The following is a 22567-nucleotide window of genomic DNA, read 5'->3' as shown; positions in this document are numbered from 1 at the left end:
GGTCGGTCCACCCGTGGCAACAAGGCGCCATCCAAGCAGGAATATGCTAATCTGGCAAAACCAAACAGTTGTTTTAAATGATGGTTTAAACAGGCATGAGTCAGACGGATACCGTTAGCCGGATCCTGGATGCGGCGGAGATACTTTTCGCCGAACGTGGGTTTACCGAGACATCACTACGCACCATTACCAGTACAGCCGGTGTCAATCTCGCTGCGGTTAATTATCACTTCGGGTCTAAAAAAGAACTGATACAAGCGGTATTCGAGCGGTTTTTAACACCTTTCACCCAAGCTCTGGCTGTCGAATTGGACAGGCGTGTCGCTACCGGAGAGCCACTTACTGTGGAGGATCTTCTGTCGAGTATTTACCAAGTGGCCATAGGCAGCCTGGTGAAGCGGGGCAGGGATCCGCAGCGGTTTATGCGCTTGCTCGGGCTGGCCTATACCCAGTATCAGGGACATCTGCGCCGTTTTATCGTGTCCCGTTATGGCGATAGCTACCGGCGCTTCGCCGGTCTCCTGGCCCAGGCGCTGCCTGGATTGGACCCGGTGACCTTTTACTGGCGCCTCTATTTTATGCTTGGGGCCACTATTTTTACTTTGTCGAGCTTTGATGCCATCGAGGCTATCCTGAGGGAGGATTTCGGGGCGGAGAGCAGTCTCCAGGAGACGCTGGAACGCTTGGTACCCGCGGCATCGGCAATGCTTAAGGTCAACGGCTAGGACGCCATTGCAATACTATCTGACTCAGCGGGAAGGGAGTGGAGCGTGAAGGGGGGATAGAAGCGCACCCCACAACAGTAGCGTCAGAAAAGGGTGCAATCGGGCGGATTTACCTGGTGTCTGGCTGCCCCCTGCTGTGTCGTTCACATTTAACGAAGAGGATATTCCATGATCGGCCCGGTAATGATCGATATCGAGGGGCTGGAGTTGACTGGGCAAGATTGCGAGTTACTGCGGCACCCGCTGGTAGGTGGATTGATTTTTTTTGCGCGTAACTACCGCGATAGAGTCCAGCTGGAAGAATTGGTTGCGGCGATTCGCGAGGTGCGTCCCGAAATCTTGTTGGCAGTGGACCAGGAAGGTGGCAGGGTGCAGCGTTTCCGTAATGAATTTACCCGGCTGCCATCCATGCAAGCGCTGTGTGGTCGCGCAGATAGCGGCCAGTTACAGGACGTCGGTTGGTTGTTGGCGGCGGAACTGTTGGCGGTTGGCTTGGATTTCAGCTTTGCCCCGGTGCTGGATGCGGACGATCATCGCAGCCGCGTCATTGGGGATCGCAGCTTTTGCGCCGACCCTAGACGCCTGGCCGAGCAGGTGCGGCCTTTTATGCGGGGAATGCGGGAGGCCGGCATGGCGACCACCGGTAAGCACTTTCCCGGTCATGGCCATGTGATCGAGGACAGTCATGAGGAGCTGCCCGAGGACGGGCGCCCGCTGCAGGAAATTATGGCGACTGATGCGCAGCCCTTTATTGACTGTATAGAGGCAGGGGAGCTGGATGCGATCATGCCCGCCCACATCCGCTTTGTTCAGGTGGACCGCCGGCCGGTGGGATTTTCCCCGGTCTGGCTCCAGCAGACGTTGCGCGGGCAACTCGGTTTCAGTGGCGTTATCTTCAGTGATGACCTTTCCATGGGCGGCGCGGCTATCGCGGGAGGGTACGCAGACAGGATTCGAGCGGCTTTGGAAGCCGGGTGTGATATGGGGGTTGTCTGCAACTGCCGTGCCGGGGTTATTGAAATACTCGAGACGCTGGACGGCTATTCTCCCCGCCGCGAATCCAGCGAGCGGTTGAAAATAATGCGAGGTAGACCGGTGATTCAGTCCTGGCGGGAGCTGAAATCCTGTGAGCGCTGGCATAAAACACGTGATTGGCTGGCGTCCTGGATGTAGGGGGCTCGAGGCCGGGTTGCCGCTTTGTGAAGTATCGGCAACAAAGATGAAGCTGCCCACTGAGCGTGAAGGGGTGGCTATAGAGAGCCGTCCGGGCGGGGTAAGATATAGCGATAAACAGCGTGTAGCGGGAGTTGTATTTCGTGGAATCAGCTAAAGAACTCATGTTGTCCTGGATTGGGGACAATCGCTTCTGGATTTTGTCCATTTTTTTGATCGTTCTGGTAACGGCCCTGTCCTCCTGGTTATTGGGCCGCTTTGTTCACCGGCTCGCCGAGCGGGCGGAGCGGACTGTAAACCCTTGGGACGATGCTTTGGTCGGCGCTTTGATGCCTCCTGGGTCGGTGTTGATCTGGCTGCTCGGCCTCAGCGTGGCTGCCAACAGAGCCGGTGTAGTGACAGGGGCGGAAATTTTTTCCCTCGCGGTGCCGGCGCGGGAGATTGGCCTAATACTGGTGTTGGCCTGGTTCGCCTGGCGATTCTCGCGCAATGTGGAACACAATCTTCGCGATCCCCGTTATATGGGTAAACCCATGGACGCGACCACAGTGCGGGCAGTGGGCAAGTTGGTGCGCGCCTCAATCGTAATTACCGCCGCGATGGTGATTATGCAATTCCTTGGCTACAGCATCAGTGGTGTCCTGGCTTTTGGCGGTATCGGTGGACTCGCGGTGGGTTTTGCGGCCAAGGATTTACTGGCTAATTTTTTTGGCGGCTTGATGATCTATTTGGATCGCCCGTTTGCCGTCGGCGATTGGGTCCGTTCGCCGGACAAGGAAATTGAGGGTGTGGTTGAGGATATCGGCTGGCGTCTCACCCGTATCCGCACGTTCGACAAACGGCCCCTCTATATCCCCAATGGTGTTTTCACCCAGATTGCGGTGGAAAACCCCTCGCGTATGTTGAATCGGCGCATATACGAGACCATTGGCATCCGCTATGAGGATGCGCCTCTGATGCCGGCCATTATCGCCGACGTGAAAGCAATGCTGCAGCAGCATCCTGAAATCGATACTAATCAAACGTTGATTGTCAATTTCAATTCGTTTGCTCCGTCATCGCTGGACTTTTTTATCTATACCTTCACCAAAACCACCGATTGGGTGCGATATCACGAGATAAAGCAGGACGTCCTATTAACAATATTAAAGATTATTGAAGGTCACGGGGCTTCTTGCGCCTTCCCGACCTCAACGCTGCATATTGCCGAACTGTCTTCGCTAAAGCGCGAAGTTGCCTTGGATACTTGATGTCAATCAGAGGGTGAAAAGTATATTTTTTCCATTTACAGCGGATTTAAATCAAATTTTGACGATTTGTTGCATGTAATCGTTGAATCTTGGTATTTATTTCGCATCGAGCCCTAGACACTGGCGCCGATTTATCTAAGAATCGGAGTTCGTACACCAAGCTTGTGCTCGGTGGACGGTTCGAAACCGTAATCGCTGTTTGGGGTGATTACTGATAATGGGGTGGCGCTTGGCCTAACGCCTTTCTCGGGTGAGTGGGGTGGGCGCAATAACAATAATGAGGTTGTCTCAATGAGTGATCGCGTTACAGGTACTGTGAAGTGGTTCAATAACGCCCGGGGTTATGGCTTCATTACCTGTGGAGAAGGAACTGAGGATATTTTCGTTCACTACCGCAGCATTCGCGGCGATGGTTATAAAACATTGAACGAAGGCCAAGCGGTAGAGTTTGAAATGCAGCGGGGCGATAAGGGATTGCTGGCGGAAGATGTTGTTCCTTGTGAGTGATTCCCGCTGAATTTACTCGTTGAAATAACTTTTCTGCAAAATGGAATCCAAGGGACAGAGAAGCCCTGAGTTCCCACTGGTGTAGCCTGAAAGGCGGGTCAAAGACCCGCCTTTCTTTCGTTTTTCTCCGGCTTGTGGCCACCGGTGTATTGCCCCTTATTGCTGCGACGGGGCGTACTGGTTGGCCGCCGCCCCTGAGATCAGCCTCCGATCACCCGCAGCAACTGGCCGCAGAACCAGGATGCATAGGTGCCGAGCGCGTAGCCCAGTACTGCCAGTAGAACCCCTACAGGCGCCAACGCGGGGTGGATGGCTGCGGCTACTACCGGAGCTGAGGCTGCGCCGCCGACATTAGCTTGGCTACCTACCGCCAAGAAGAAGGTGGGGGCTTTGATGAGTTTCGCCACCAGCAGTATTAGCCCCGCGTGTACTGCCATCCAGATGGCTCCGAGCACAAATAGCTCGGGGCTATCTTTTAGAGCGGCGATATTCATGTGCGTGCCTATGGTGGCCACGAGGATGTAAATAAATACCGATCCTACGCGGGAGGCACCGGCCCCTTCCAACTGTTTTGCGGGCGAAAAGGCCATCGCCACGCCAAGGGTGGTGGCGATAACGATTACCCAGAAAAACTGACTGGTAAAGCTGAATCGTGCCAGTTGCGGGGCATTATTTTGGAACCAAGGGGCGAGTTGATCCGCCATTACATGGGCAATACCGGTGATGCCGAAGCCGACGGCGGCAATCAACATCAGGTCCGGCAGGCTGGGAATGCGTTGGTGTTTCTTCTGCAGCGCCTCCACTTTTTCTCGAAGCTGGGTGATGGCTTCAGTATCGGCACCGCGGCGCTGGTCCAGTGTCTTGGCGTTGCCCGCCATAATCAGGAGCACGGCCATCCATAGGTTTGCAATGATCACGTCCACGGCCACCATGGCGGAAAAGATCTGATCGCCCACGCCAAAGATTTCTTTCATCGCCGCTTGGTTGGCCCCGCCGCCGATCCAGCTGCCAGCCACGGTGGTCATGCCGCGCCAAACTGCATCGGGGCCGTCGACACCGATCATGTCCGGGTTTACCGCGGACACAATCAGCAGTGCCACAGGGCCACCGATCACAATACCCAAAGTCCCGGTCAGAAACATAATCAGCGCTTTCGGCCCCAGATTGATAATGCCTTTGAGATCTATGCTCAGGGTCAGTAACACCAGGCTTGCCGGTAACAGATAGCGGGAAGCAACGTAGTAAAGGTTTGAGTTTTCCGCATCGATAATGCCGAATGTGGTAAGCAATGAAGGAAGGAAATAACAGAGTAGTAGAGCCGGCACGAAGCGGTAAAAGCGCTTCCAAAACGGGTGCTCGCTACCGGCGGTGTAAAAGACAAAGCCCAGAATGGCGGCAAGCATGCCGAGAATTGTTGCATCGTTGGTAATCATGGAAATACTGGCTAGTTGTTAGGGGTTTTATAACTCTGTGTCTGCCATAGCGCTCGATGAACTGGCTTTTGCTCCGAGCGGTTGGGAAGGTTAAACCTCAGGAGTGACAGCATTTTATCCTAGAGAACCCGTGATGAAATCGCTAACTGGCACGACAGAGACTCCAGGCGCAGATGGGATCACTCGGCTGTTTTCAAAACTGTCGGATACATGACCTTATCCGGTGGAGTCTTGTGTTTTCCAAACGCCGATCTCTTTGCCTGAGCGACCCTGCGAATTAATCAAAGGTTCCCTGTATGGGATGCTTCTATCACTCGGAAGTTTTTAGTATACCGGAGTGCAACAGCTTGGGTAAGTTATTCGAACCCCGTGCCTGTTGTTTGCTGCCACACTACCTATTGGTCAAGGTATTTTTCAGTCATCATCGATAAAAGCAAGAGAATCGTGATACTTCTGCTAACCGTGAAAGCACTGACGTGGTTGCGGGATGTTCTGGCTATCGGGCTGCCAGCGGAGATGGGCTGGCAGACTTTCGCCTGTGCGGAGAGCTAGAGTGAATCAGCGTATTGGGCGCTCTACAAGCGCTAGGGAACCTCTGATTCATTCGCGCGCACACTATGAGGTTCCGGGGCGCTCAGGCAATAGGATGGCCACTTCGAAAACGTACGAGTATTTCCCTGTAGCTCCGACGGATACATTCCTGTATCCGTCGGTTTCGAAATGGCCAGCCTATCACCTGAGATTCTCATCTGGCTCCAAAGAGTTTTTACCGTCAGGAAGTGAATTAACCAGAGGTTCCCTAGGTGCCCGAAGCTTCCTCTGCCGAGGTTATTGTTCTGACCTCGATAAGCACGCCGAAGGCGGGGTGATCGATGTAGTGCAGCTCACCGCTGCGCATGCGCCGCTCGGCTTGTAACAGGGCCACATGGCGCGCGTAGGTCGTGTCTGGGGCCAAGGCTCTGTCTGCCATTGCTGGCCGAAAGTCTGCAGTGCTCATCAGGTCCAGAGGTTCTTCCGTAGCTGCTTTCGGGGGTAGAGGCAGCGGGATACCGGTGTTGTCATCGCTGGGTTCGCTTAACCACAGGTTGGTGCTCAGATGGAGATAGCGCGCCACACTTAGTGTCACGCTACCGCCCAGACGACTTTGACTTCCCGGGTTCTCGCCGCTGTCAATAATAATCGCCGGGGAGTTGCGCTTCTGTTGCAGCACCTGGCGCCAGGCTTTATGGAAAAGTACCCGCATGTCACCGCTGCGGTTCAGTGCCGCTGCTTTGTTACTCAGTTGTGTGGCCGCCGGGACCAGAAGGGGGGCACCGCCAGTAGCGGTATCGAAATCCACCCATTTGTCTGGGTAGCGCAGTCGTGGCGCTGCGGGCCAGTCTTCACTGGAGTTTTCCATGCCGCCAATGCGCTCGAAGACGATCATCTCTATCTCGAAAGTGGTGCCCGCATAGTTGACAGCTTGGGCACTTGCCGCCGTTGCTGCCAGCAGCAAGGCGGCGCAGAGTCTTAGGATGTTTGTCATGGAGTTACCGCTTTCTGGTCGTCTCGTTACTGAATCTACCGCGAAACAAGGCTGGTGCCGCGTTCGAGGACTTTGCTGCATTCGACGGCCGAAATCAGTTGGGCCATGGATGCAAGCTCCTTGCGAACGGATAGTATCACTGCGCCAGCCGTTCCAACACTCCGCTTACTTGTTGCAGGCGCTCGCTGGGCCCGCCTTCGTCGAGGGCAAAGTTCAACTGGTTGGCGCCCGCGAGCTGATAGCGTCCCGGTTCCCTCTGCACCATTTTTACCAATGTTAGCGGGTCCACCCGGGTGTCGTCCGCAAACTCGATGCGTCCCTGAGCTGCCGATGCTTCCAGCTTGCGGATACCCATGGCGTCCGCTTTGAGTTTGATCTCGGTGGTGCGAAATAGATGCTTAACCGGTTCCGGCAGCAGGCCGAAGCGATCAATCATCTCTACTTGGAGCTCCTTGAGCTCCCGGCTGTCAGCCGCATTGGCGATACGTTTGTACATGATGAGCCGCCCGTGTACGTCTGGGAGGTAATCGTCCGGGATCAGCGCCGGTACCCGCAGGTTGACATCTACGGCAGGGGATTCGAGCGGCTCATCGATATTGGGGGTTTTGCCGCTGCGAATAGCTTTAACCGCGCGGTCGAGCATTTCCATGTAGAGGTTGAAGCCGACGCTCTGGATCTGGCCGCTCTGTTCCTCGCCGAGCAGTTCGCCGGCGCCGCGGATTTCCAGGTCGTGCGTGGCCAAGGTGAAGCCTGCCCCCAGATCTTGGGCCTCGCTGATGGCTTCCAGGCGCTTGACGGCATCGGCAGTCATCGCGCGCTTGTTTGGGGTGAGCAGGTAGGCGTAGGCCTGGTGGTGGGAGCGCCCGACGCGGCCGCGCAGCTGGTGCAGTTGTGCCAGACCGAATTTATCCGCGCGCTCGATAATGATGGTGTTGGCGGTCGGTACGTCTATGCCGGTTTCAATGATGGTGGTGCAGACGAGCACGTTGAAGCGCTTGTGGTAGAAGTCGCTCATTACCTGCTCCAGCTCCCGTTCGCGCATTTGTCCGTGGCCGATTCCGACCCTGGCTTCCGGCACCAGATCCTGCACTTCCCGCGCGATCCTTTCGATACTTTTCACTTCGTTGTGCAGGAAATAGACCTGACCGCCGCGCAGTATCTCGCGCAGTATCGCCTCTTTGATCAGAGCGTCGTCGCGTTCGCGCACGAAGGTCTTTACCGACAGGCGCCTGGCGGGTGGGGTGGCGATCACCGACAGGTCGCGGATACCGGACATGGCCATATTCAGGGTTCGCGGGATCGGTGTCGCGGTGAGCGTAAGGATATCCACTTCCGCACGTAAGCTCTTCAGACGCTCCTTCTGGCGCACACCGAAACGGTGCTCTTCATCGATGATCAGCAGGCCCAGGTTGCGGAAGTCCAAATCGCTGGAGAGCAGTTTGTGGGTGCCGACCAGAATGTCGACCTTGCCATCGGCTACTTTTTCCTTGACGTTGTCGATCTCCTTGCCGGAGCGGAAGCGTGAAAGCACTTCGACGGTAACCGGCCAGTCGGCGAAGCGGTCCTGAAAGGATTGAAAATGTTGTTGGGCGAGCAGTGTGGTGGGGACGAGCATTGCCACCTGCTTGCCAGCGTGCACGGCGACGAAAGCGGCGCGCATGGCGACCTCGGTTTTGCCGAAGCCCACATCGCCACAAACCAGGCGGTCCATCGGTTTCTCCGCGAGCATATCTGCAATTACGGCTTCTATCGCCTGCTGTTGATCTGGCGTTTCCTCGAATGGGAAACCGGCGGCGAACTCGCGGTAGGCGAGCCCCGGGTCGGCAAAGGCATGGCCGCGGCGCGCCTCGCGGCGGGCGTAAATGTCGAGTAGCTCGGCGGCAGCGTCGCGGACCTTTTCCGCTGCCTTGCGTTTGGCTTTTTGCCACTGTTCGCTGCCGAGGCGGTGCAGTGGTGCCAGAGCTTCGTCAGCGCCGGAATAGCGGCTGATCAAGTGTAGGTTGGATACGGGCACATAGAGCGTGGCCTCATCGGCGTATTCCAGGGTCAGGAATTCCGCTGGTTGGCCATCGAACTCCAGGTGCTGCAAACCGCGGTAGCGGCCGACGCCGTGATCAATGTGCACCACCGGGGTGCCAATACGCAGCTCTGCCAAGTTCTTGACCGCAATCTCTGCGTCGTCTTTGGCTTTCTTGCGCCGGCGCTGTTGCATGACCCTTTCGCCGAACAATTGCGGCTCCGCCACAAGCGCGACAGGAGGTTCGCTGAGGACCATTCCCTGATCCAAGGGGGCGACGGTAATACCGTGGGGTTCGCCGCTATCGAGGAATTCGGACCAGCTTTCGAACTGCACGGGTCTCAGATTGATTCCAGCGAGCAATTCCAGGAGAGCCTCGCGGCGACCGCCACTTTCGGCACAAAAAAGAACCCGCCCCGAATAGCTCGCCAGGTGGCTCTGCAGTGCCGCCAGAGGTTGCTCGGATTTTCCGTCCACGGGCAGTGACGGGGGCGTTTCGCTGGCAAAGTTGTAGTTCCCCTGGGCGTTCGGCAGTGTATCCGGGGAAAGGATCGCCCGGGGCCGTTTTTTCAGTGCGGCATTAAATTCTGCTACGTCCAGCAGTATCTGCCGCGGCGGCAATATCGGCCGGTGCAGATCTCCGCGGCGGCTCTCATAGCGGTTGTTGACCTCGCGCCAGAAGTTTTCCAGTGGCTGTTGAATGTCTCCGAGGAGAAAGATCTGGCTGTCGGCGGGCAAATAGTCGAACAGGCTCGCGCAATTGCCGCCGAAGAAGAGCGGCAGATAGTACTCTATACCGGCGGGGGCGATGCCGGCGCTGATATCCTGATAGATGGGCACCTGGGTGGGATCGCCTTCAAAGTGCTCGTGCCAGTTCTGCAGAAACTCCGCCAGAGCTGCCTTGTGCAGTGGAAACTCCCGCGCTGGTAGCAGGTGAATACTGTCAACTTTATCGACGGTGCGTTGGCTTTCGGGGTCAAAGGTGCGCAGAGAATCTATTTCGTCATCGAATAGATCAATGCGGTAGGGCAGGGGGCTGCCCATCGGATAAATATCCATCAGCGCACCGCGCACCGCAAACTCACCGTGTTCATAAACGGTATCCACACAGTGGTAGCCGGCCTGTTCGAGTTTGATTCGCTGCGCGTCGATATCGAACCGCTGTCCCTCGTGCAGTATCAGAGCATTGCCGGCCACATAGTCGCGCGGCGGAAGCCGGTGCATTAGTGTGCTGACAGGCGCTATCACGATGCCACTTTCCATTTGCGGCAGCTGATAGAGGGTTGCGAGACGGTCCGAGATGATGTCCTGATGGGGGGAAAAGGTATCGTAGGGCAGTATCTCCCAGTCCGGGAAATGAAAAATTTCTACTTGCTCACGGCCCGCGCCATCTCCCCCGGGCTTGTTAAAAAATTTCAGCTGCAGCTCCATGCGGTGCGCTTCGAGGCTGTCGCGGGTGACCAGCAGGGTGGGGGTTGCGCGTCTACGGGCGGCATTTAATACGGCCAGCGCAGCGGCGGCGCCGTGCAGTTGCCCCCAGAATTGGCGGTCACTGGAGGAGCGGAAGGCCGGTGGGGCGACGGGATCAAAATCAGTCATCTTTCCTTAATATATCCGCATTTTTTGGGCTGAGAAGTGGTTTGGGGCGTTATTGTAGCGGTGAATGTTCTATGCTGCAGATAATCCGTAAAGGCTGCATTTTTGGCGGTCGTGAAAAGCCGCGGCCCGGGGTGGGAAACGGGCGCTTGGCAGAGGAATAAATTGGTAGTTTTACTACAATTTTTAGGCTCTTTTTTGCTCAGTTGCGCGCTTTTAGGTGAATGCTTATATTGCGCAGCCACGCGGCACTGGGGCAGATTTTTCCCGCCGCTAACCCCCGCCATCAAACACATTGCAGAGGTGTCTGACAGTGAATCAGAAGCGACCGAAGCCCGCGGATTTTTTCAAGGACTGGAAAGAGCGCGAGGCCCTCGCCGAATCCATGATCCCGATGATTGGCAAGCTCAACCGCGAGCGTAATGTCGGCATTTACATGTATGGCCGTAACCTGGTAAACCGCTCTGTGCTGAGCATTATGAAAGCGCATCGCTTCGTACGTCAGGTTGAGGAGAACGAGCTCTCTGAATTCGAGTCTTTCCCGGTGCTGGAAGCGATCTGCAAGTTGGATTTAGGGCCGGTGCATATCGACTTGGGTACCTTGACCAACAAGTATATGCGCGACAACCGCGGCCTGTCCGTGGACGAGTTTGTCAGGGAGGAGCTCGCCGATGCTGAGGGTGCCGGTAAACCACTGCCCGAGCCGCGGGATGTGGTGATCTACGGCTTTGGCCGCATCGGGCGCCTGGTGGCGCGGGTGTTGATTGACAAGGCCGGCAGTGGCGATGTGCTGCGCCTGCGCGCGATTGTGCTGCGCAAAGGCAAGGCGGATAACGACCTGGTCAAGCGCGCCTCCCTGCTGCGTCGCGATTCAGTACACGGCGCTTTCAAGGGCACTATTCGCGTGGATGAAGAGACCAACACTTTGATCTGCAACGGCAACGAGATCAAGGTGATCTATGCTAACTCGCCGCAAGAGGTGGACTACACAGCCCACGGTATTCACGATGCCATCGTTGTGGATAGCACCGGCGTGTGGCGCGACGAGGAGGGGTTGGGGCAGCACCTACAGTGCCCTGGTGCCGCCAAGGTGATTCTGACCGCACCCGGCAAGGGAGATATCAAGAATATCGTTTACGGTATTAATAATTCTGATATCAAGCCGGAAGACAAAATTTTGTCCGCTGCTTCCTGTACCACTAATGCGATTGTTCCGGTACTGAAGGCAGTGATGGATGGGTTTGGGGTGGAGCACGGGCACGTTGAGACTGTGCACGCCTACACCAATGACCAAAACCTGATCGATAATTATCACAAGGGGGAGCGCCGGGGGCGCGCAGCACCTTTGAATATGGTGCTGACGGAAACCGGTGCGGCCAAGGCTGTGGCTAAGGCTCTGCCGGAACTGAAGGGTAAACTGACTGGTAACGCCATCCGTGTGCCTACGCCCAACGTCTCCATGGCGATTCTAAATCTGACTTTGGGCAGGGAAACCACCAAGGAGGAGTTGAACGAGTATATGCGCGGGGTGGCTTTGCACTCGCCGCTGCGTCAGCAAATCGATTACACCAACTCCCCAGAAGTGGTGTCCAGTGACTTCGTGGGTTCCCGCCGAGCCTGTGTTTTCGACTCTATAGCCACTATCGTCGATGGCCGCAACGCCGTGCTTTACTGCTGGTACGACAATGAGTTTGGCTACAGTTGTCAAGTGGTGCGCTGCCTGGAGGATATGGCGGGGGTTAGATACGAACTATTTCCCAAAAAGGACTGATTCGCAGCCCGCAGTATAATTGGCCGGGCACACCTCAGGGGTGTGCCCGGTACTCCATAGCCCTCCGACACCGCTCCACCCCTGGATCATTCCTGACCAATATCCGCTCAACTGTCTGTTTTTTCAGTAATAATTTTCTCTATCCAGCTCAATTCGACCATTTGCGCACTGGTAAACCCCCAAGCCCGTCTTTATAATGCGCGCGATTTTGGCGGGGCCGCCGTGCGCCGAGAAGTTCTCTCCTCACCCGAGTCCGGGATCAAGCGGTTTAAGCCCCCGCAACGCGGGAATTCTTCAATGCAGCCCGCCGAACGGGCGCCGGCTGATGTTTGGCTGCGATCCGGTCGGCGGGCTGCATTGCATATTTTCAAACTAGAAACTAGGCATAGGCGTATGAGAAAGATCCGTCGGGGATTGGATTTACCCATATCCGGCGCGCCCGAGCAGGTCATCCACGATGGCCCTGCGCTCAAGACCGTCGCTGTGCTCGGCCCCGATTACCACGGGATGAAGCCGACCATGGCGGTGGCCGAGGGGGATAGCGTCAAACTCGGACAGCTGCTGTTTACCGACAAGAAGACCGAAGGTGTGCGCTACACAGCGCCCGCCGCAGGCCGTGTCGTGGCGATCAATCGCGGTGCCCGCCGTGTGTTGCAGTCTGTGGTGATCGAGATCGATGGCGACGAGGCTGAGCAGTTTGCCAGTTACGACGCGGGACAGCTGGCCGAACTCACCCGCGAGCAGGTGGTGCAAAATCTAGTGGAATCCGGCCTCTGGACTGCACTTCGCACCCGCCCCTACAGCAAAGTGCCGGCTCTGGATGCTGAACCCGCCGCTATTTTCATCAACGCCATGGACACCAATCCGCTCGCTGCGGACCCGCAGGTGGTGATTGCCGGGCAGCGCGATGCCTTCCAACAGGGCGTGGAAATTTTGTCCAAGCTGGCGGAAGTCACCTATGTGTGCAGCGCGCCGGATGCCGATTTGCCGTTGCCGAGCGCGAGCAATGTTCGTCACGAAACCTTTGCCGGTCCCCATCCGGCAGGATTGTCCGGTACGCATATCCATTTCTTGAGCCCGGTTCGGGCGGGCCGCAGCGTGTTCACGATCAATTGTCAAGACGTGATCGCTGTCGGTAAGTTGTTTACCACTGGGGTGCTTTTTACCGAGCGCGTCGTCGCTTTGGGTGGTCCGCGGGTCAAAAATCCACGGCTGCTGCGGACCCGGCTTGGTGCGAACTTGTCCGAATTGACCGCGGGTGAGTTGGAGGAAGGCGAAAACCGGGTTATTTCCGGTTCGGTATTCGGTGGTAGCACTGCTGTGGGGCCACTGGCTTATCTCGGGCGTTACCACAACCAAGTCAGCGTTTTGGAAGAGGGCCGTGAACGTCCCTTCCTGCACTACTTGCATGCGGGCAGCAACCGCTTCTCCATATTGCCGATTTACTTGTCGCGTCTGTTTAAGAACCGCAAGTTCAACTTCACCACCAGCACAAACGGCTCTGAGCGTGCCCTGATGCCAATCGGCACCTACGAGCGGGTTGTGCCTCTGGATCTGATGCCGACTCAGCTGTTGAGAGCGTTGATTGTCGGTGATACCCAGACCGCCCAGCAGCTGGGTGCGTTAGAGCTGGACGAAGAAGACTTGGCGCTGTGCACCTTCGTGTGCCCCGGCAAATACGAATTCGGCCCAATCCTGCGGGACAACCTGACCCGTATTGAGAAGGAGGGGTAAGGATGTTGCGCAAATTCCTCGACTCTATTGAGCCGCACTTTCACAAGGGCGGTAAATACGAGAAGCTTTATGCTCTCTACGAGGCGGTTGACACCGCGCTGTTTCAGCCGGCGGCGACCACCAAGACCACCGCTCACGTGCGCGATGGTATTGACCTGAAACGCATCATGATCACAGTGTGGGCCTGTGCATTGATTCCGATGTTCTACGGTATGTGGAATGTCGGCTTCCAGGCCAACACCATCATCGAGGGGATGACCAACCCCGAGCTGTCAGGCTGGCGTCACGCCATTATCGGCGCCCTGGGCGGTTATGATCCCAACAGTACCTGGGACAACTTCTTGCACGGAGCCGTATACTTCCTGCCCATCTATTTCGTCACCTTCGTGGTAGGTGGATTCTGGGAAGTGCTTTTTGCGGCAGTACGCGGACACGAGGTCAACGAAGGGTTCTTCGTGACCTCCATTTTGTTCGCGCTGACCTGCCCGCCGGATCTGCCCCTGTGGCTGGTGGCTATGGGCATCAGCTTCGGTGTGGTGATCGGTAAAGAGGTTTTCGGCGGTACCGGCAAGAACTTCCTCAACCCGGCACTTACCGGCCGCGCTTTCCTATTCTTCGCTTATCCGGCCGCCATGTCTGGTGATGCAGTGTGGACCGCGGTGGACGGTTATACCGGCGCGACTGCCCTGTCCGTACTGGCAAGCGAAGGTCTTCAGGGCGGGGCCGTAGGTGTACCTACCGGTCAGCTGACCTGGATGGATGCCTTCCTCGGCAATATGCACGGTTCCATCGGCGAGACCTCCACGCTCGCGATCCTGATCGCTGGCGCTATCCTGCTGCTGATGAAGATTGCCAGCTGGCGCATTGTCGCCGGTACCATGCTGGGCATGATGGCCACTGCCTTCCTGTTCAACACAATCGGATCTGAAACCAACCCGATGTTCAATGTGCCCTGGTACTGGCACTTGGTGGTGGGTGGTTTCGCCTTCGGCCTGATCTTCATGACCACGGACCCGGTTTCCGCCGCCATGACCAATACCGGTCGCTGGTGGTACGGCATCTTGATCGGGGTAATGTGTGTGTTGATTCGCGTGGTGAACCCGGCCTTCCCGGAAGGCATGATGCTGGCGATCTTGTTCGCCAACCTGTTCGCACCGTTGTTCGACCACTTCGTGGTGCAGTCCCATATCAAACGGAGGTTGGCACGTGGCTAATAAAGATTCCGTCAAGGGCACGCTGCTGGTTGCCCTGGCACTCTGTATTGTCTGCTCCGTTGTGGTGTCCACCGCAGCGGTGATGCTGAAGCCGGCGCAACAGGCTAATGCCGCGCTGGATATGAAGCGCAACGTGCTGATGGCTGGCGGCCTGATCAAGGATCCCCGCACAAGTGCCTCGGAGGTTGAAAAACTCTTCGAGAGTGTGGCCATCAAGTATGTAGACCTGAAAACCGGAAAATTCACCGATGAAGCCCCCGCTGGAGGCAGTGGACGCGCTGCGGCCAAGGTGCCGTCGGCCAGTGAAAAGCTGTCTCCAGAGAAAGACAAAGCCAAGTTGATTCGCCGGGAAAACATCAAAGAGGTGTACCTGGTGGAGCAGGGCGGTGAACTGCAAAAGATCATTCTGCCGGTGCGTGGCTATGGTCTCTGGGGTACGCTCTACGGCTTCCTGGCACTGGAAAGCGATCTCAATACAGTTGCCGGCCTGGGCTTTTATGAGCACAAAGAAACGCCCGGACTCGGTGGTGAGGTCGACAATCCCATCTGGAAAGCCAAATGGCTGGGTAAAAAGATCTACGATGCCAACGGCAATGTCGCGATTGACTTAGTCAAAGGCGGCGTCGACTTGAACAGCCCCAATGCGGAATTTCAGGTGGATGCACTTTCTGGTGCAACTTTGACCAGTAATGGCGTGGATAATCTTCTGCACTTCTGGTTGGGCAGTGAGGGCTTTGGCCCCTTCCTGAAAAACTTGAAAGCAGGGGAGGCGTAAGCGATGAAACTGAAAGAGACTCTGTTCGATCCGATTTTCAATAACAACCCCATCGCGCTACAGATCCTCGGCATCTGTTCCGCGCTGGCGGTGACCAGTTCACTGAAAGTGACACTGGTAATGTGTGTGGCGCTGACCCTGGTAACCGCCTTTTCGAACTTTGCGGTATCCACCGTGCGCAACCAGATTCCGAACAGCATCCGCATTATCGTGCAGATGACTCTGATCGCCTCTCTGGTAATTGTGGTTGACCAGATCATCAAGGCTGTTGCGTACGACATTTCCAAGCAGCTGTCAGTGTTCGTTGGCCTGATCATTACCAACTGTATTGTGATGGGGCGGGCGGAAGCCTTTGCTATGAAGAACCCGCCGGTGGCGAGTTTTCTGGACGGCATCGGTAACGGCCTCGGTTACAGCGCCATGCTGATTACTCTGGCGACCATCCGCGAGCTTTTCGGAGCAGGCAAACTGTTCGGCTTTGAAATTCTGCCAACGGTCAGCAATGGCGGCTGGTATCAGCCCAACGGTTTGTTGCTGCTGCCGCCCAGCGCATTCTTCCTGATCGGTTTGATTATTTGGGGGCTGCGCACCTGGAAGCCGGGTCAGGTGGAACAGGATGAGTTCAAAATTGCGCCCAACACTAAACCTCTACCGGCACAAGCGCAGGAGGCCTGATCGTGGAGCATTTTATTTCATTGATTATCCGCGCCGTTTTTGTGGAAAACATGGCGCTGGCCTTCTTCCTCGGTATGTGTACCTTCCTGGCCGTATCGAAGAAAATTGAAGCGGCCATTGGCTTGGGTGTGGCGGTTATCGTTGTTCTGACCCTGACGGTACCGGTCAACAACCTGATCTATACCTATCTGTTGAAAGATGGTGCTCTGGCTTGGGCCGGTTATCCAGACGTGGACTTGAGCTTCCTCGGCCTGCTGTCTTATATCGGCGTTATCGCCGCTTTGGTACAGATCCTGGAGATGTTCCTGGATAAATATGTCCCCGCTCTCTACAACGCGCTGGGTGTATTTCTGCCGTTGATCACTGTGAACTGCGCCATTATGGGGGCCTCTCTGTTCATGGTGGAGCGTGAATACAATTTCGGTGAAAGTGTGGCCTATGGCTTCGGTGCCGGTCTCGGCTGGGCCTTGGCAATTACCGCTCTAGCCGGAATTCGCGAGCGCCTGAAGTACAGTGATGTGCCCGATGGTCTGAAAGGCCTGGGTATCACGTTTATCACCGTAGGTCTGATGTCTCTGGGCTTCATGTCTTTCGGCGGCATCGACATCTAAGCGGGGGAGCACGATAGCATGAATATTGAAATTATCCTCGGCGTAGTCATGTTTACCCTGATCGTGCTGGCGCTGGTGGCGGTTATTCTCGTCGCCCGCTCACGCTTGGTGAACACTGGCAACGTCAACATTCTGATCAATGGGGAAAAGACCCTCACGGTGCCCGCTGGCGGCAAGCTGCTGCAGACACTGGCGGCGAACAATCTCTTCCTGGCCTCCGCCTGTGGTGGGGGCGGCAGCTGCGCCCAGTGTGTGTGTATCGTGAAATCCGGCGGTGGCGATATGCTGCCCACTGAGGCTGCGCATTTCACGCCGCGCGATGCCAAAGAGGGTAAGCGCCTCTCTTGTCAGGTCGCCGTGAAGCAGGATATGGAGATCGAGGTTCCGGAGGAGGTCTTCGGGGTGAAACAGTGGGAGTGCACTGTGGAAAGCAACCCCAACGTGGCCACCTTTATTAAAGAGTTGACCCTGCGTTTGCCGGAAGGTGAAAATGTTGACTTCCGCGCGGGGGGGTATGTACAGCTGGAAGCGCCTCCCCATCACGTGAAGTTCTCCGACTTTGATATTGAGGAGCAGTACCGGGGTGATTGGGAGCACTTTGGCTTCTTCAATCTCGAGTCCAAGGTGGACGAGCCGATAGTACGAGCCTACTCCATGGCCAACTATCCAGAAGAGAAGGGTATTGTGAAATTCAATATCCGTATCGCAACTCCGCCTCCGCGTACTCAGGGAATCCCCCCGGGCAAGATGTCCTCCTACGTCTTCAGCCTGAAGCCGGGTGACAAAATCAAAGTGTACGGTCCATTTGGTGAGTTTTTCGCCAAGGATACCGACAACGAGATGGTGTTTATCGGTGGCGGCGCGGGTATGGCCCCAATGCGTTCTCATATCTTCGATCAGCTCAAGCGCCTGAAAACCACGCGCAAGATCAGCTTCTGGTATGGTGCGCGTTCTTTGCGGGAAATGTTCTATCAGGACGAGTACGACAAGCTGCAGGAAGAGTTCGATAACTTCGAGTGGCATGTGGCTCTCTCAGACCCGCAGCCCGAGGACAACTGGACCGGCTACACTGGCTTTATTCACAATGTGGTTTATGAGAACTACCTCAAAAACCACCCGGCGCCGGAAGACTGCGAGTATTACATGTGCGGACCGCCCATGATGAACGCCGCAGTGATCAATATGCTCAAGGATCTGGGCGTTGAGGATGAAAATATCCTCCTGGATGACTTCGGCGGCTGATCGGAGTGTCCAGATTGCAAACTGCATTGAAAGTGCCGACAACCATAAAAACAGGGTCCGCTATTCGGACCCTGTTTTTGCTTTTTGGAGCGGTCGTAATAACGACATTGGTTTCCGGTTGTACCCCCGCACCGCAGGTTTGGCGGCTGAGCGGCGCCACGATGGGAACCAGCTACCACATAACGTTGGTCGATGTGCCTGCGACATTGGATAAGACTGGGCTGCAGCAGGAGATCGATGCGGAGCTAGTGCGGGTTAACCAGGAAATGTCGACTTATATCGACGATTCCGAGCTGATGCGTTTTAACCGTGGGCCGGTCGGTGAGGCGGTACCGGTCAGTGCTCCCCTCGCGGATGTTGTAGCGCTATCACTCGATATTTACCAGCGCAGTAGCGGCGCGTTTGATATCACTGTCGGCCCGTTGGTGAATCTCTGGGGTTTTGGTCCTCAGCCGGAACCCGACCAAATACCGACTGCTGTGGAGATAGAGACACTACTGGCACAGATAGGGTCGGATGCGCTGACCGTTGAGCGCAATCCCGATCGCATTACACGAAGCCGTCCGGTTGAGATTGACCTGTCCGCTATTGCCAAGGGCCACGGTGTCGATCGTGTTGCGCTGTTGCTGGAAGCCCGGGGCGCTCGCAATTATCTGGTGGAAATAGGTGGTGAGCTGCGTAGCCGGGGCAAGAATCCGCAAGGTCTGGATTGGCGCATCGGTATCGAAAGTCCCGATCCGTCAGGACGCGTAGTGCAGCGGCCAATTGCGATCAGTGGCAAATCCGTTGCCACCAGTGGCGATTACCGCAATTATTACGAGCGCGACGGAGTGCGCTACGCGCACAGTATCGACCCGCGCACTGGTCGTCCGTTACAACACAGATTGGCCTCAGTTACCGTAATCGCAGACGACTGTGCAGAAGCGGATGGTTTGGCGACAGCTCTGAATGTACTCGGTGCTGAGGCGGGGTTACAGTTGGCCGAGCGGGAAAATCTCGCCGTATTTATGCTGGTAAAAACTGATAAAGGGTTCGAAGAGCGTTACAGCAGCGCTTTTGCCCCCTACCTGGAGAAGTCTGAATCATGATGGTATTTGTTTTAGCTTTCGTGGCCCTGCTGCTGATTGTTACCGGTATGGCGCTGGGTGCAATTTTTCAGAACAAGCCGCTAAAGGGCTCTTGCGGCGGTTTGAATAGTCTCGGTCTGAAAGATGGCTGTGAGATCTGCGGCGGCAATGACGATGAATGCAAAAAGGAGCAGGAGCGCCAAGCCAAACGGACTGAGCTGGCTTATGATGCGACAGCGGTCGGCCCGGGTGAGAATGTGCGATAAGGTATAGCGGGCGCTGATTGTTCCTGATCCTGGCTATGGAACCTTTGAGGAATTCACTATCTGGTGGTTAAACGTCATCGGGGCCAAATGAAAAGCTCAGGTGATGGGATGGGTATTTCCAATTTGAGGTAACCCTATTGTCTTAGCGCCCCGAAACCAATGGCAACGCTTATTTCAATTCATCAGTGGTTCCCAATTAGTGGTACTTGCGAGCCTGCGGTAGAGAACATTCAAACTGGGTTCCAGTTGCCGTAGCAAGCGACAAAAGTTGACAGAGCAATTGAATGGCAGATCAAAAATACGACTTGGTAGTAATCGGTTCTGGTCCCGCTGGCGAAGCGGCAGCGATGAGCGCCGCCAAGAAAGGCATGCGCGTGGCGGTGATCGAAAAGCGGCCTGCGGCGGGGGGGAACTGTACACATAAAGGCACAATTCCGTCCAAGGCCCTGCGGCACGCGGTTAAGCAGCTAATGCGCTACAACACGCAAAGTGTTTTCCGGGCATTGGGTGAGCCTCGCCGTCTAACCTTTCCGCAGGTCATGCGCACTGTCAATAAAGTCATCAACTATCAGGTGGAAATGCACACCGCTTTTTATGCGCGCAATCGTGTCGAGCTGATTTTTGGCGAAGCCCGTTTCCGCGATGCTGGAACACTGGAAGTGCTGTTGCCCGATGGCGCCACCGAGACGATTGCGGCGGAGAAGTTTGTTATTGCCACGGGCTCGCGTCCCTATCGCCCCGGCGATGTCGATTTCTCTCACCCGCGTATTTACGACAGTGATACCATCCTGGAAATGCAGCATACGCCGCACTCTATTATGATCTATGGCGCTGGCGTGATTGGATGTGAGTATGCCTCCATCTTTGCTGGTCTTGGTGTCAAAGTGGATTTGATCAATACCCGCGGTAGCCTGCTGGAGTTCCTCGATGACGAGATTTCCGACGCGCTCAGCTATCACCTGCGCGACATGGGCGTCACCGTGCGTCACAAGGAAGAGTATGCAAGGGTAGTGCCTAGCGATACGGGCGTGATTATGGAAATGCAATCCGGTAAGCGAATTCATGCCGACGCGCTGCTTTGGAGCAACGGCCGCACCGGTAATACGCGCGGACTGGGCTTGGAAAATATCGGTTTGGAGGCCAATCACCGCGGCCAGTTGGCTGTCGATGAGCACTATTGCACGGAAGTGGAGAATATCTACGCGGTGGGGGATGTGATCGGCTGGCCCAGTCTCGCCAGCGCCTCCTATGACCAAGGTCGCGCTGTGGCGGCCGCGATAGCCGGCCGAGGCCATCGAATCATCGAGGATGCGCCCACGGGTATTTACACACTGCCGGAGATTTCATCGGTCGGAAAAACGGAGTCCGAGCTTACAGATGCCAAGGTGCCTTACGAAGTGGGGCGCGCTCTGTTCAAACACACAGCCCGGGCGCAGATTTCCGGTGAGCGGGTGGGTATGTTGAAGATTCTTTTCCACATTGATACCCACGAGATCCTCGGTATTCACTGCTTCGGCGCAGAGGCGGCGGAGATTGTGCATATCGGACAGGCGATCATGAAGCAACCTGCGCCGAATAATGTAATTGACTATTTTGTTAATACTACATTCAACTACCCGACTATGGCTGAGGCGTACCGCAGTGCCGCCCTGGATGGGCTCAATAGGGTAATGCGCTTGTGAGTGAACCTTCTCCCGGTGAATTCCGCGATTTGGTTAAGGGGTTCTTTGAGCAGATCCCCTTTAACCGTCAGATAGGGCTGGAAATGCGCGAACTGGATCTGGAAGCGCTCAGGCTCTCGGCGTCTTTTGAGCTGCGCCCGGAATTGATCGGTAATGTGTGGAAAAATATCCTGCACGGCGGTGTGATCGCCACGGCGCTCGACACCGTTGGTGGTCTTACCGCTATGGTGGCCGCCTACCAGCGCCTGGGGGATATCAGCTGGCGGGAGAAGACCGAGCGCTTGTCGAAGCTGGGAACTGTGGATATGCGGGTGGATTATTTAAAGCCGGGCAGGGGACAACACTTCATTTGCCAGGGCAGCATATTGCGTACGGGTAACAAGCTGGTGGTGGCGCGGATGGAGCTTGTTAACGACGCCGGTGAGCTGATTGCAACCGGTACTGCAACCTATCTTTACTGACCCACATTAAGATGTGTGATTCCTTCCGCCCGCCATTGCGCGAAAGTTTTTAGTCTAGTCCTTGGGAAGCCGCGTTTTCTCTCTCCAATTCATCTTCGGCGATGCGAACAAATGCTATGCCATCAAAGGTCGCACGGGTTGCGCGCGAATTTATCTATACCGAGAAATTGTTGAAACACTTGTCGAGGATTTGTGCCAGGCGCTAGCGTCGCATGCAATGTGGGACCGCTTACCCTGGGTGTAGACCATTCAGCTGACGCCCAGGTGGAGGAAATTGTTTGCTGTAGAATGACTGGACGGGGCCGGCGGGCTTGATCCGAGCAGAGAATTGGTAACGCCGGCACGGGAGTGCAGTCCCGCGCCCGCGCAGCAGGGGCAAACAGAAGAGGGCGCGGGTTAACCGCGGTGCTTCTTCACGGTATGCAGCGCCACGTCCCACTCGAAGTACACGTAGAAGTCCGGATATTCCCAGCGGGTGATGGCAGGATCACCCACGGGGCCCTCTATGCTGAGCGGCTCGCCTAGACGGGCGTTGACTTGATCTTTCTTCAGGCCGCGCAGCTGTTCGACGTGCACTTCACTTCCCTGGGCGCCGACGGGCACTTGCAGGCTTTCCGCCCGCGCTCCAAACGACAGGGAGAGGACGGCGGCGCTGATTAGGAGGGGAATGCGGCTGCGGAGTCTGATAACCATGGATTCTTCTCCGGGATTATTCTTGGTTGTCGCCAATTAAAGCAGATATTGTGCCGAAACAATTGGATTTATTCACGTTTTTTGCGTGTGGTACGTCCCCAGCGCGGCTTGCGTCTATTCTGTAGACAAAAGGAATACCCCCAGGTGGTA

General features: G+C 56.0%; 19 protein-coding genes. 15 read left to right on the top strand and 4 right to left on the bottom strand.

Features of this window, described 5'->3' with window-relative positions; translation table 11 throughout:
• Nucleotides 1–95: 95 nt before the first annotated feature.
• The 4 genes from A3224_RS08640 (at nt 96) to A3224_RS08625 (ending at nt 3655) form a co-directional block, all read left to right on the top strand.
• Nucleotides 96–725 carry a TetR/AcrR family transcriptional regulator gene (locus A3224_RS08640; RefSeq protein ID WP_067153457.1) on the top strand — a complete coding sequence of 210 codons (630 nt, stop codon included), beginning with the start codon at nt 96–98 and terminating at the stop codon, nt 723–725.
• Nucleotides 726–893: 168 nt separating this feature from the next.
• Nucleotides 894–1898 carry a beta-N-acetylhexosaminidase gene (gene nagZ, locus A3224_RS08635; RefSeq protein WP_067153455.1) on the top strand — a complete coding sequence of 335 codons (1005 nt, stop codon included), beginning with the start codon at nt 894–896 and terminating at the stop codon, nt 1896–1898.
• Nucleotides 1899–2032: 134 nt separating this feature from the next.
• On the top strand, nt 2033–3148 hold the full coding sequence (locus A3224_RS08630; protein ID WP_407939244.1) for a mechanosensitive ion channel family protein: 1116 nt from the start codon (nt 2033–2035) through the stop codon (nt 3146–3148).
• A 291-nt stretch (nt 3149–3439) separates the two neighbouring features.
• Nucleotides 3440–3655 (top strand): cold-shock protein, encoded by a 216-nt coding sequence (locus A3224_RS08625; protein WP_067153453.1) that lies wholly within the window; start codon nt 3440–3442, stop codon nt 3653–3655.
• A gap of 200 nt (nt 3656–3855) precedes the next feature.
• Here A3224_RS08625 and A3224_RS08620 read toward each other — a convergent pair whose 3' ends face one another.
• The 3 genes from A3224_RS08620 to mfd form a co-directional block, all read right to left on the bottom strand.
• On the bottom strand, nt 3856–5088 hold the full coding sequence (locus A3224_RS08620) for a DUF819 family protein (RefSeq protein ID WP_067153451.1): 1233 nt from the start codon (nt 5086–5088) through the stop codon (nt 3856–3858).
• Between the two features lie 799 nt (nt 5089–5887).
• A complete protein-coding gene (locus A3224_RS08615; protein ID WP_067153449.1) occupies nt 5888–6613 on the bottom strand; it encodes a CsiV family protein in 726 nt (241 codons plus the stop codon).
• A 136-nt stretch (nt 6614–6749) separates the two neighbouring features.
• On the bottom strand, nt 6750–10229 hold the full coding sequence (gene mfd / locus A3224_RS08610) for a transcription-repair coupling factor (protein ID WP_067153447.1): 3480 nt from the start codon (nt 10227–10229) through the stop codon (nt 6750–6752).
• Nucleotides 10230–10611: 382 nt separating this feature from the next.
• Between mfd and A3224_RS08605 the strand changes: the two genes are divergently transcribed.
• The 11 genes from A3224_RS08605 (at nt 10612) to A3224_RS08555 (ending at nt 21724) form a co-directional block, all read left to right on the top strand.
• Complete coding sequence (locus A3224_RS08605) at nt 10612–11997, top strand: glyceraldehyde-3-phosphate dehydrogenase (RefSeq protein WP_407939292.1); 1386 nt, start codon at nt 10612–10614, stop codon at nt 11995–11997.
• A gap of 393 nt (nt 11998–12390) precedes the next feature.
• Complete coding sequence (locus A3224_RS08600) at nt 12391–13731, top strand: Na(+)-translocating NADH-quinone reductase subunit A (protein WP_067153445.1); 1341 nt, start codon at nt 12391–12393, stop codon at nt 13729–13731.
• 2 nt (nt 13732–13733) lie between these two features.
• Nucleotides 13734–14945 carry an NADH:ubiquinone reductase (Na(+)-transporting) subunit B gene (locus A3224_RS08595; RefSeq protein ID WP_067153443.1) on the top strand — a complete coding sequence of 404 codons (1212 nt, stop codon included), beginning with the start codon at nt 13734–13736 and terminating at the stop codon, nt 14943–14945.
• The gene (locus A3224_RS08590) at nt 14938–15720 is read left to right on the top strand and encodes a Na(+)-translocating NADH-quinone reductase subunit C (RefSeq protein ID WP_067153440.1); all 783 of its coding nucleotides are present in this window, start codon (nt 14938–14940) and stop codon (nt 15718–15720) included. The genes A3224_RS08595 and A3224_RS08590 overlap by 8 nt, the downstream gene beginning before the upstream one ends.
• A 3-nt stretch (nt 15721–15723) precedes the next feature.
• The gene (locus tag A3224_RS08585; RefSeq protein WP_067153439.1) at nt 15724–16395 is read left to right on the top strand and encodes an NADH:ubiquinone reductase (Na(+)-transporting) subunit D; all 672 of its coding nucleotides are present in this window, start codon (nt 15724–15726) and stop codon (nt 16393–16395) included.
• A gap of 2 nt (nt 16396–16397) precedes the next feature.
• Complete coding sequence (gene nqrE / locus A3224_RS08580) at nt 16398–17006, top strand: NADH:ubiquinone reductase (Na(+)-transporting) subunit E (RefSeq protein ID WP_067153436.1); 609 nt, start codon at nt 16398–16400, stop codon at nt 17004–17006.
• Between the two features lie 18 nt (nt 17007–17024).
• Complete coding sequence (gene nqrF, locus A3224_RS08575; protein ID WP_067153434.1) at nt 17025–18248, top strand: NADH:ubiquinone reductase (Na(+)-transporting) subunit F; 1224 nt, start codon at nt 17025–17027, stop codon at nt 18246–18248.
• A 161-nt stretch (nt 18249–18409) separates the two neighbouring features.
• On the top strand, nt 18410–19336 hold the full coding sequence (locus A3224_RS08570; RefSeq protein ID WP_231902327.1) for an FAD:protein FMN transferase: 927 nt from the start codon (nt 18410–18412) through the stop codon (nt 19334–19336).
• Nucleotides 19333–19581: a (Na+)-NQR maturation NqrM gene (gene nqrM / locus A3224_RS08565; RefSeq protein WP_067153433.1), complete on the top strand. Its 249-nt coding sequence runs from the start codon at nt 19333–19335 to the stop codon at nt 19579–19581. Before A3224_RS08570 ends, nqrM begins: the two co-directional genes overlap by 4 nt.
• 284 nt (nt 19582–19865) lie before the next feature.
• The gene (gene sthA / locus A3224_RS08560; protein WP_067153431.1) at nt 19866–21263 is read left to right on the top strand and encodes a Si-specific NAD(P)(+) transhydrogenase; all 1398 of its coding nucleotides are present in this window, start codon (nt 19866–19868) and stop codon (nt 21261–21263) included.
• Complete coding sequence (locus A3224_RS08555; RefSeq protein ID WP_067153429.1) at nt 21260–21724, top strand: thioesterase family protein; 465 nt, start codon at nt 21260–21262, stop codon at nt 21722–21724. The genes sthA and A3224_RS08555 overlap by 4 nt, the downstream gene beginning before the upstream one ends.
• A gap of 396 nt (nt 21725–22120) precedes the next feature.
• On the opposite strand, the gene A3224_RS08550 is transcribed toward A3224_RS08555, so the two are convergent.
• Nucleotides 22121–22417 (bottom strand): hypothetical protein, encoded by a 297-nt coding sequence (locus A3224_RS08550; protein ID WP_067153427.1) that lies wholly within the window; start codon nt 22415–22417, stop codon nt 22121–22123.
• Nucleotides 22418–22567: the final 150 nt, after the last annotated feature.

Source organism: Microbulbifer thermotolerans (assembly GCF_001617625.1).
GTDB lineage: Bacteria > Pseudomonadota > Gammaproteobacteria > Pseudomonadales > Cellvibrionaceae > Microbulbifer > Microbulbifer thermotolerans.
Note: the sequence above shows the minus strand (reverse complement) of the source record. Positions and strands in the feature narration are given on the sequence as shown.

Coding starts and splice junctions, on each gene's coding strand:
- A3224_RS08640 (WP_067153457.1), top strand. CDS start 96: ATGAGTCAGACGGATACCGTTAGCCGGATCCTGGATGCGGCGGAGATA.
- nqrF (WP_067153434.1), top strand. CDS start 17,025: ATGAATATTGAAATTATCCTCGGCGTAGTCATGTTTACCCTGATCGTG.
- A3224_RS08550 (WP_067153427.1), bottom strand. CDS start 22,417: ATGGTTATCAGACTCCGCAGCCGCATTCCCCTCCTAATCAGCGCCGCC.
- A3224_RS08625 (WP_067153453.1), top strand. CDS start 3,440: ATGAGTGATCGCGTTACAGGTACTGTGAAGTGGTTCAATAACGCCCGG.
- nagZ (WP_067153455.1), top strand. CDS start 894: ATGATCGGCCCGGTAATGATCGATATCGAGGGGCTGGAGTTGACTGGG.
- A3224_RS08585 (WP_067153439.1), top strand. CDS start 15,724: ATGAAACTGAAAGAGACTCTGTTCGATCCGATTTTCAATAACAACCCC.
- A3224_RS08595 (WP_067153443.1), top strand. CDS start 13,734: ATGTTGCGCAAATTCCTCGACTCTATTGAGCCGCACTTTCACAAGGGC.
- A3224_RS08600 (WP_067153445.1), top strand. CDS start 12,391: ATGAGAAAGATCCGTCGGGGATTGGATTTACCCATATCCGGCGCGCCC.
- A3224_RS08620 (WP_067153451.1), bottom strand. CDS start 5,088: ATGATTACCAACGATGCAACAATTCTCGGCATGCTTGCCGCCATTCTG.
- nqrM (WP_067153433.1), top strand. CDS start 19,333: ATGATGGTATTTGTTTTAGCTTTCGTGGCCCTGCTGCTGATTGTTACC.
- A3224_RS08615 (WP_067153449.1), bottom strand. CDS start 6,613: ATGACAAACATCCTAAGACTCTGCGCCGCCTTGCTGCTGGCAGCAACG.
- mfd (WP_067153447.1), bottom strand. CDS start 10,229: ATGACTGATTTTGATCCCGTCGCCCCACCGGCCTTCCGCTCCTCCAGT.
- sthA (WP_067153431.1), top strand. CDS start 19,866: ATGGCAGATCAAAAATACGACTTGGTAGTAATCGGTTCTGGTCCCGCT.
- A3224_RS08570 (WP_231902327.1), top strand. CDS start 18,410: ATGGGAACCAGCTACCACATAACGTTGGTCGATGTGCCTGCGACATTG.
- A3224_RS08605 (WP_407939292.1), top strand. CDS start 10,612: ATGATCCCGATGATTGGCAAGCTCAACCGCGAGCGTAATGTCGGCATT.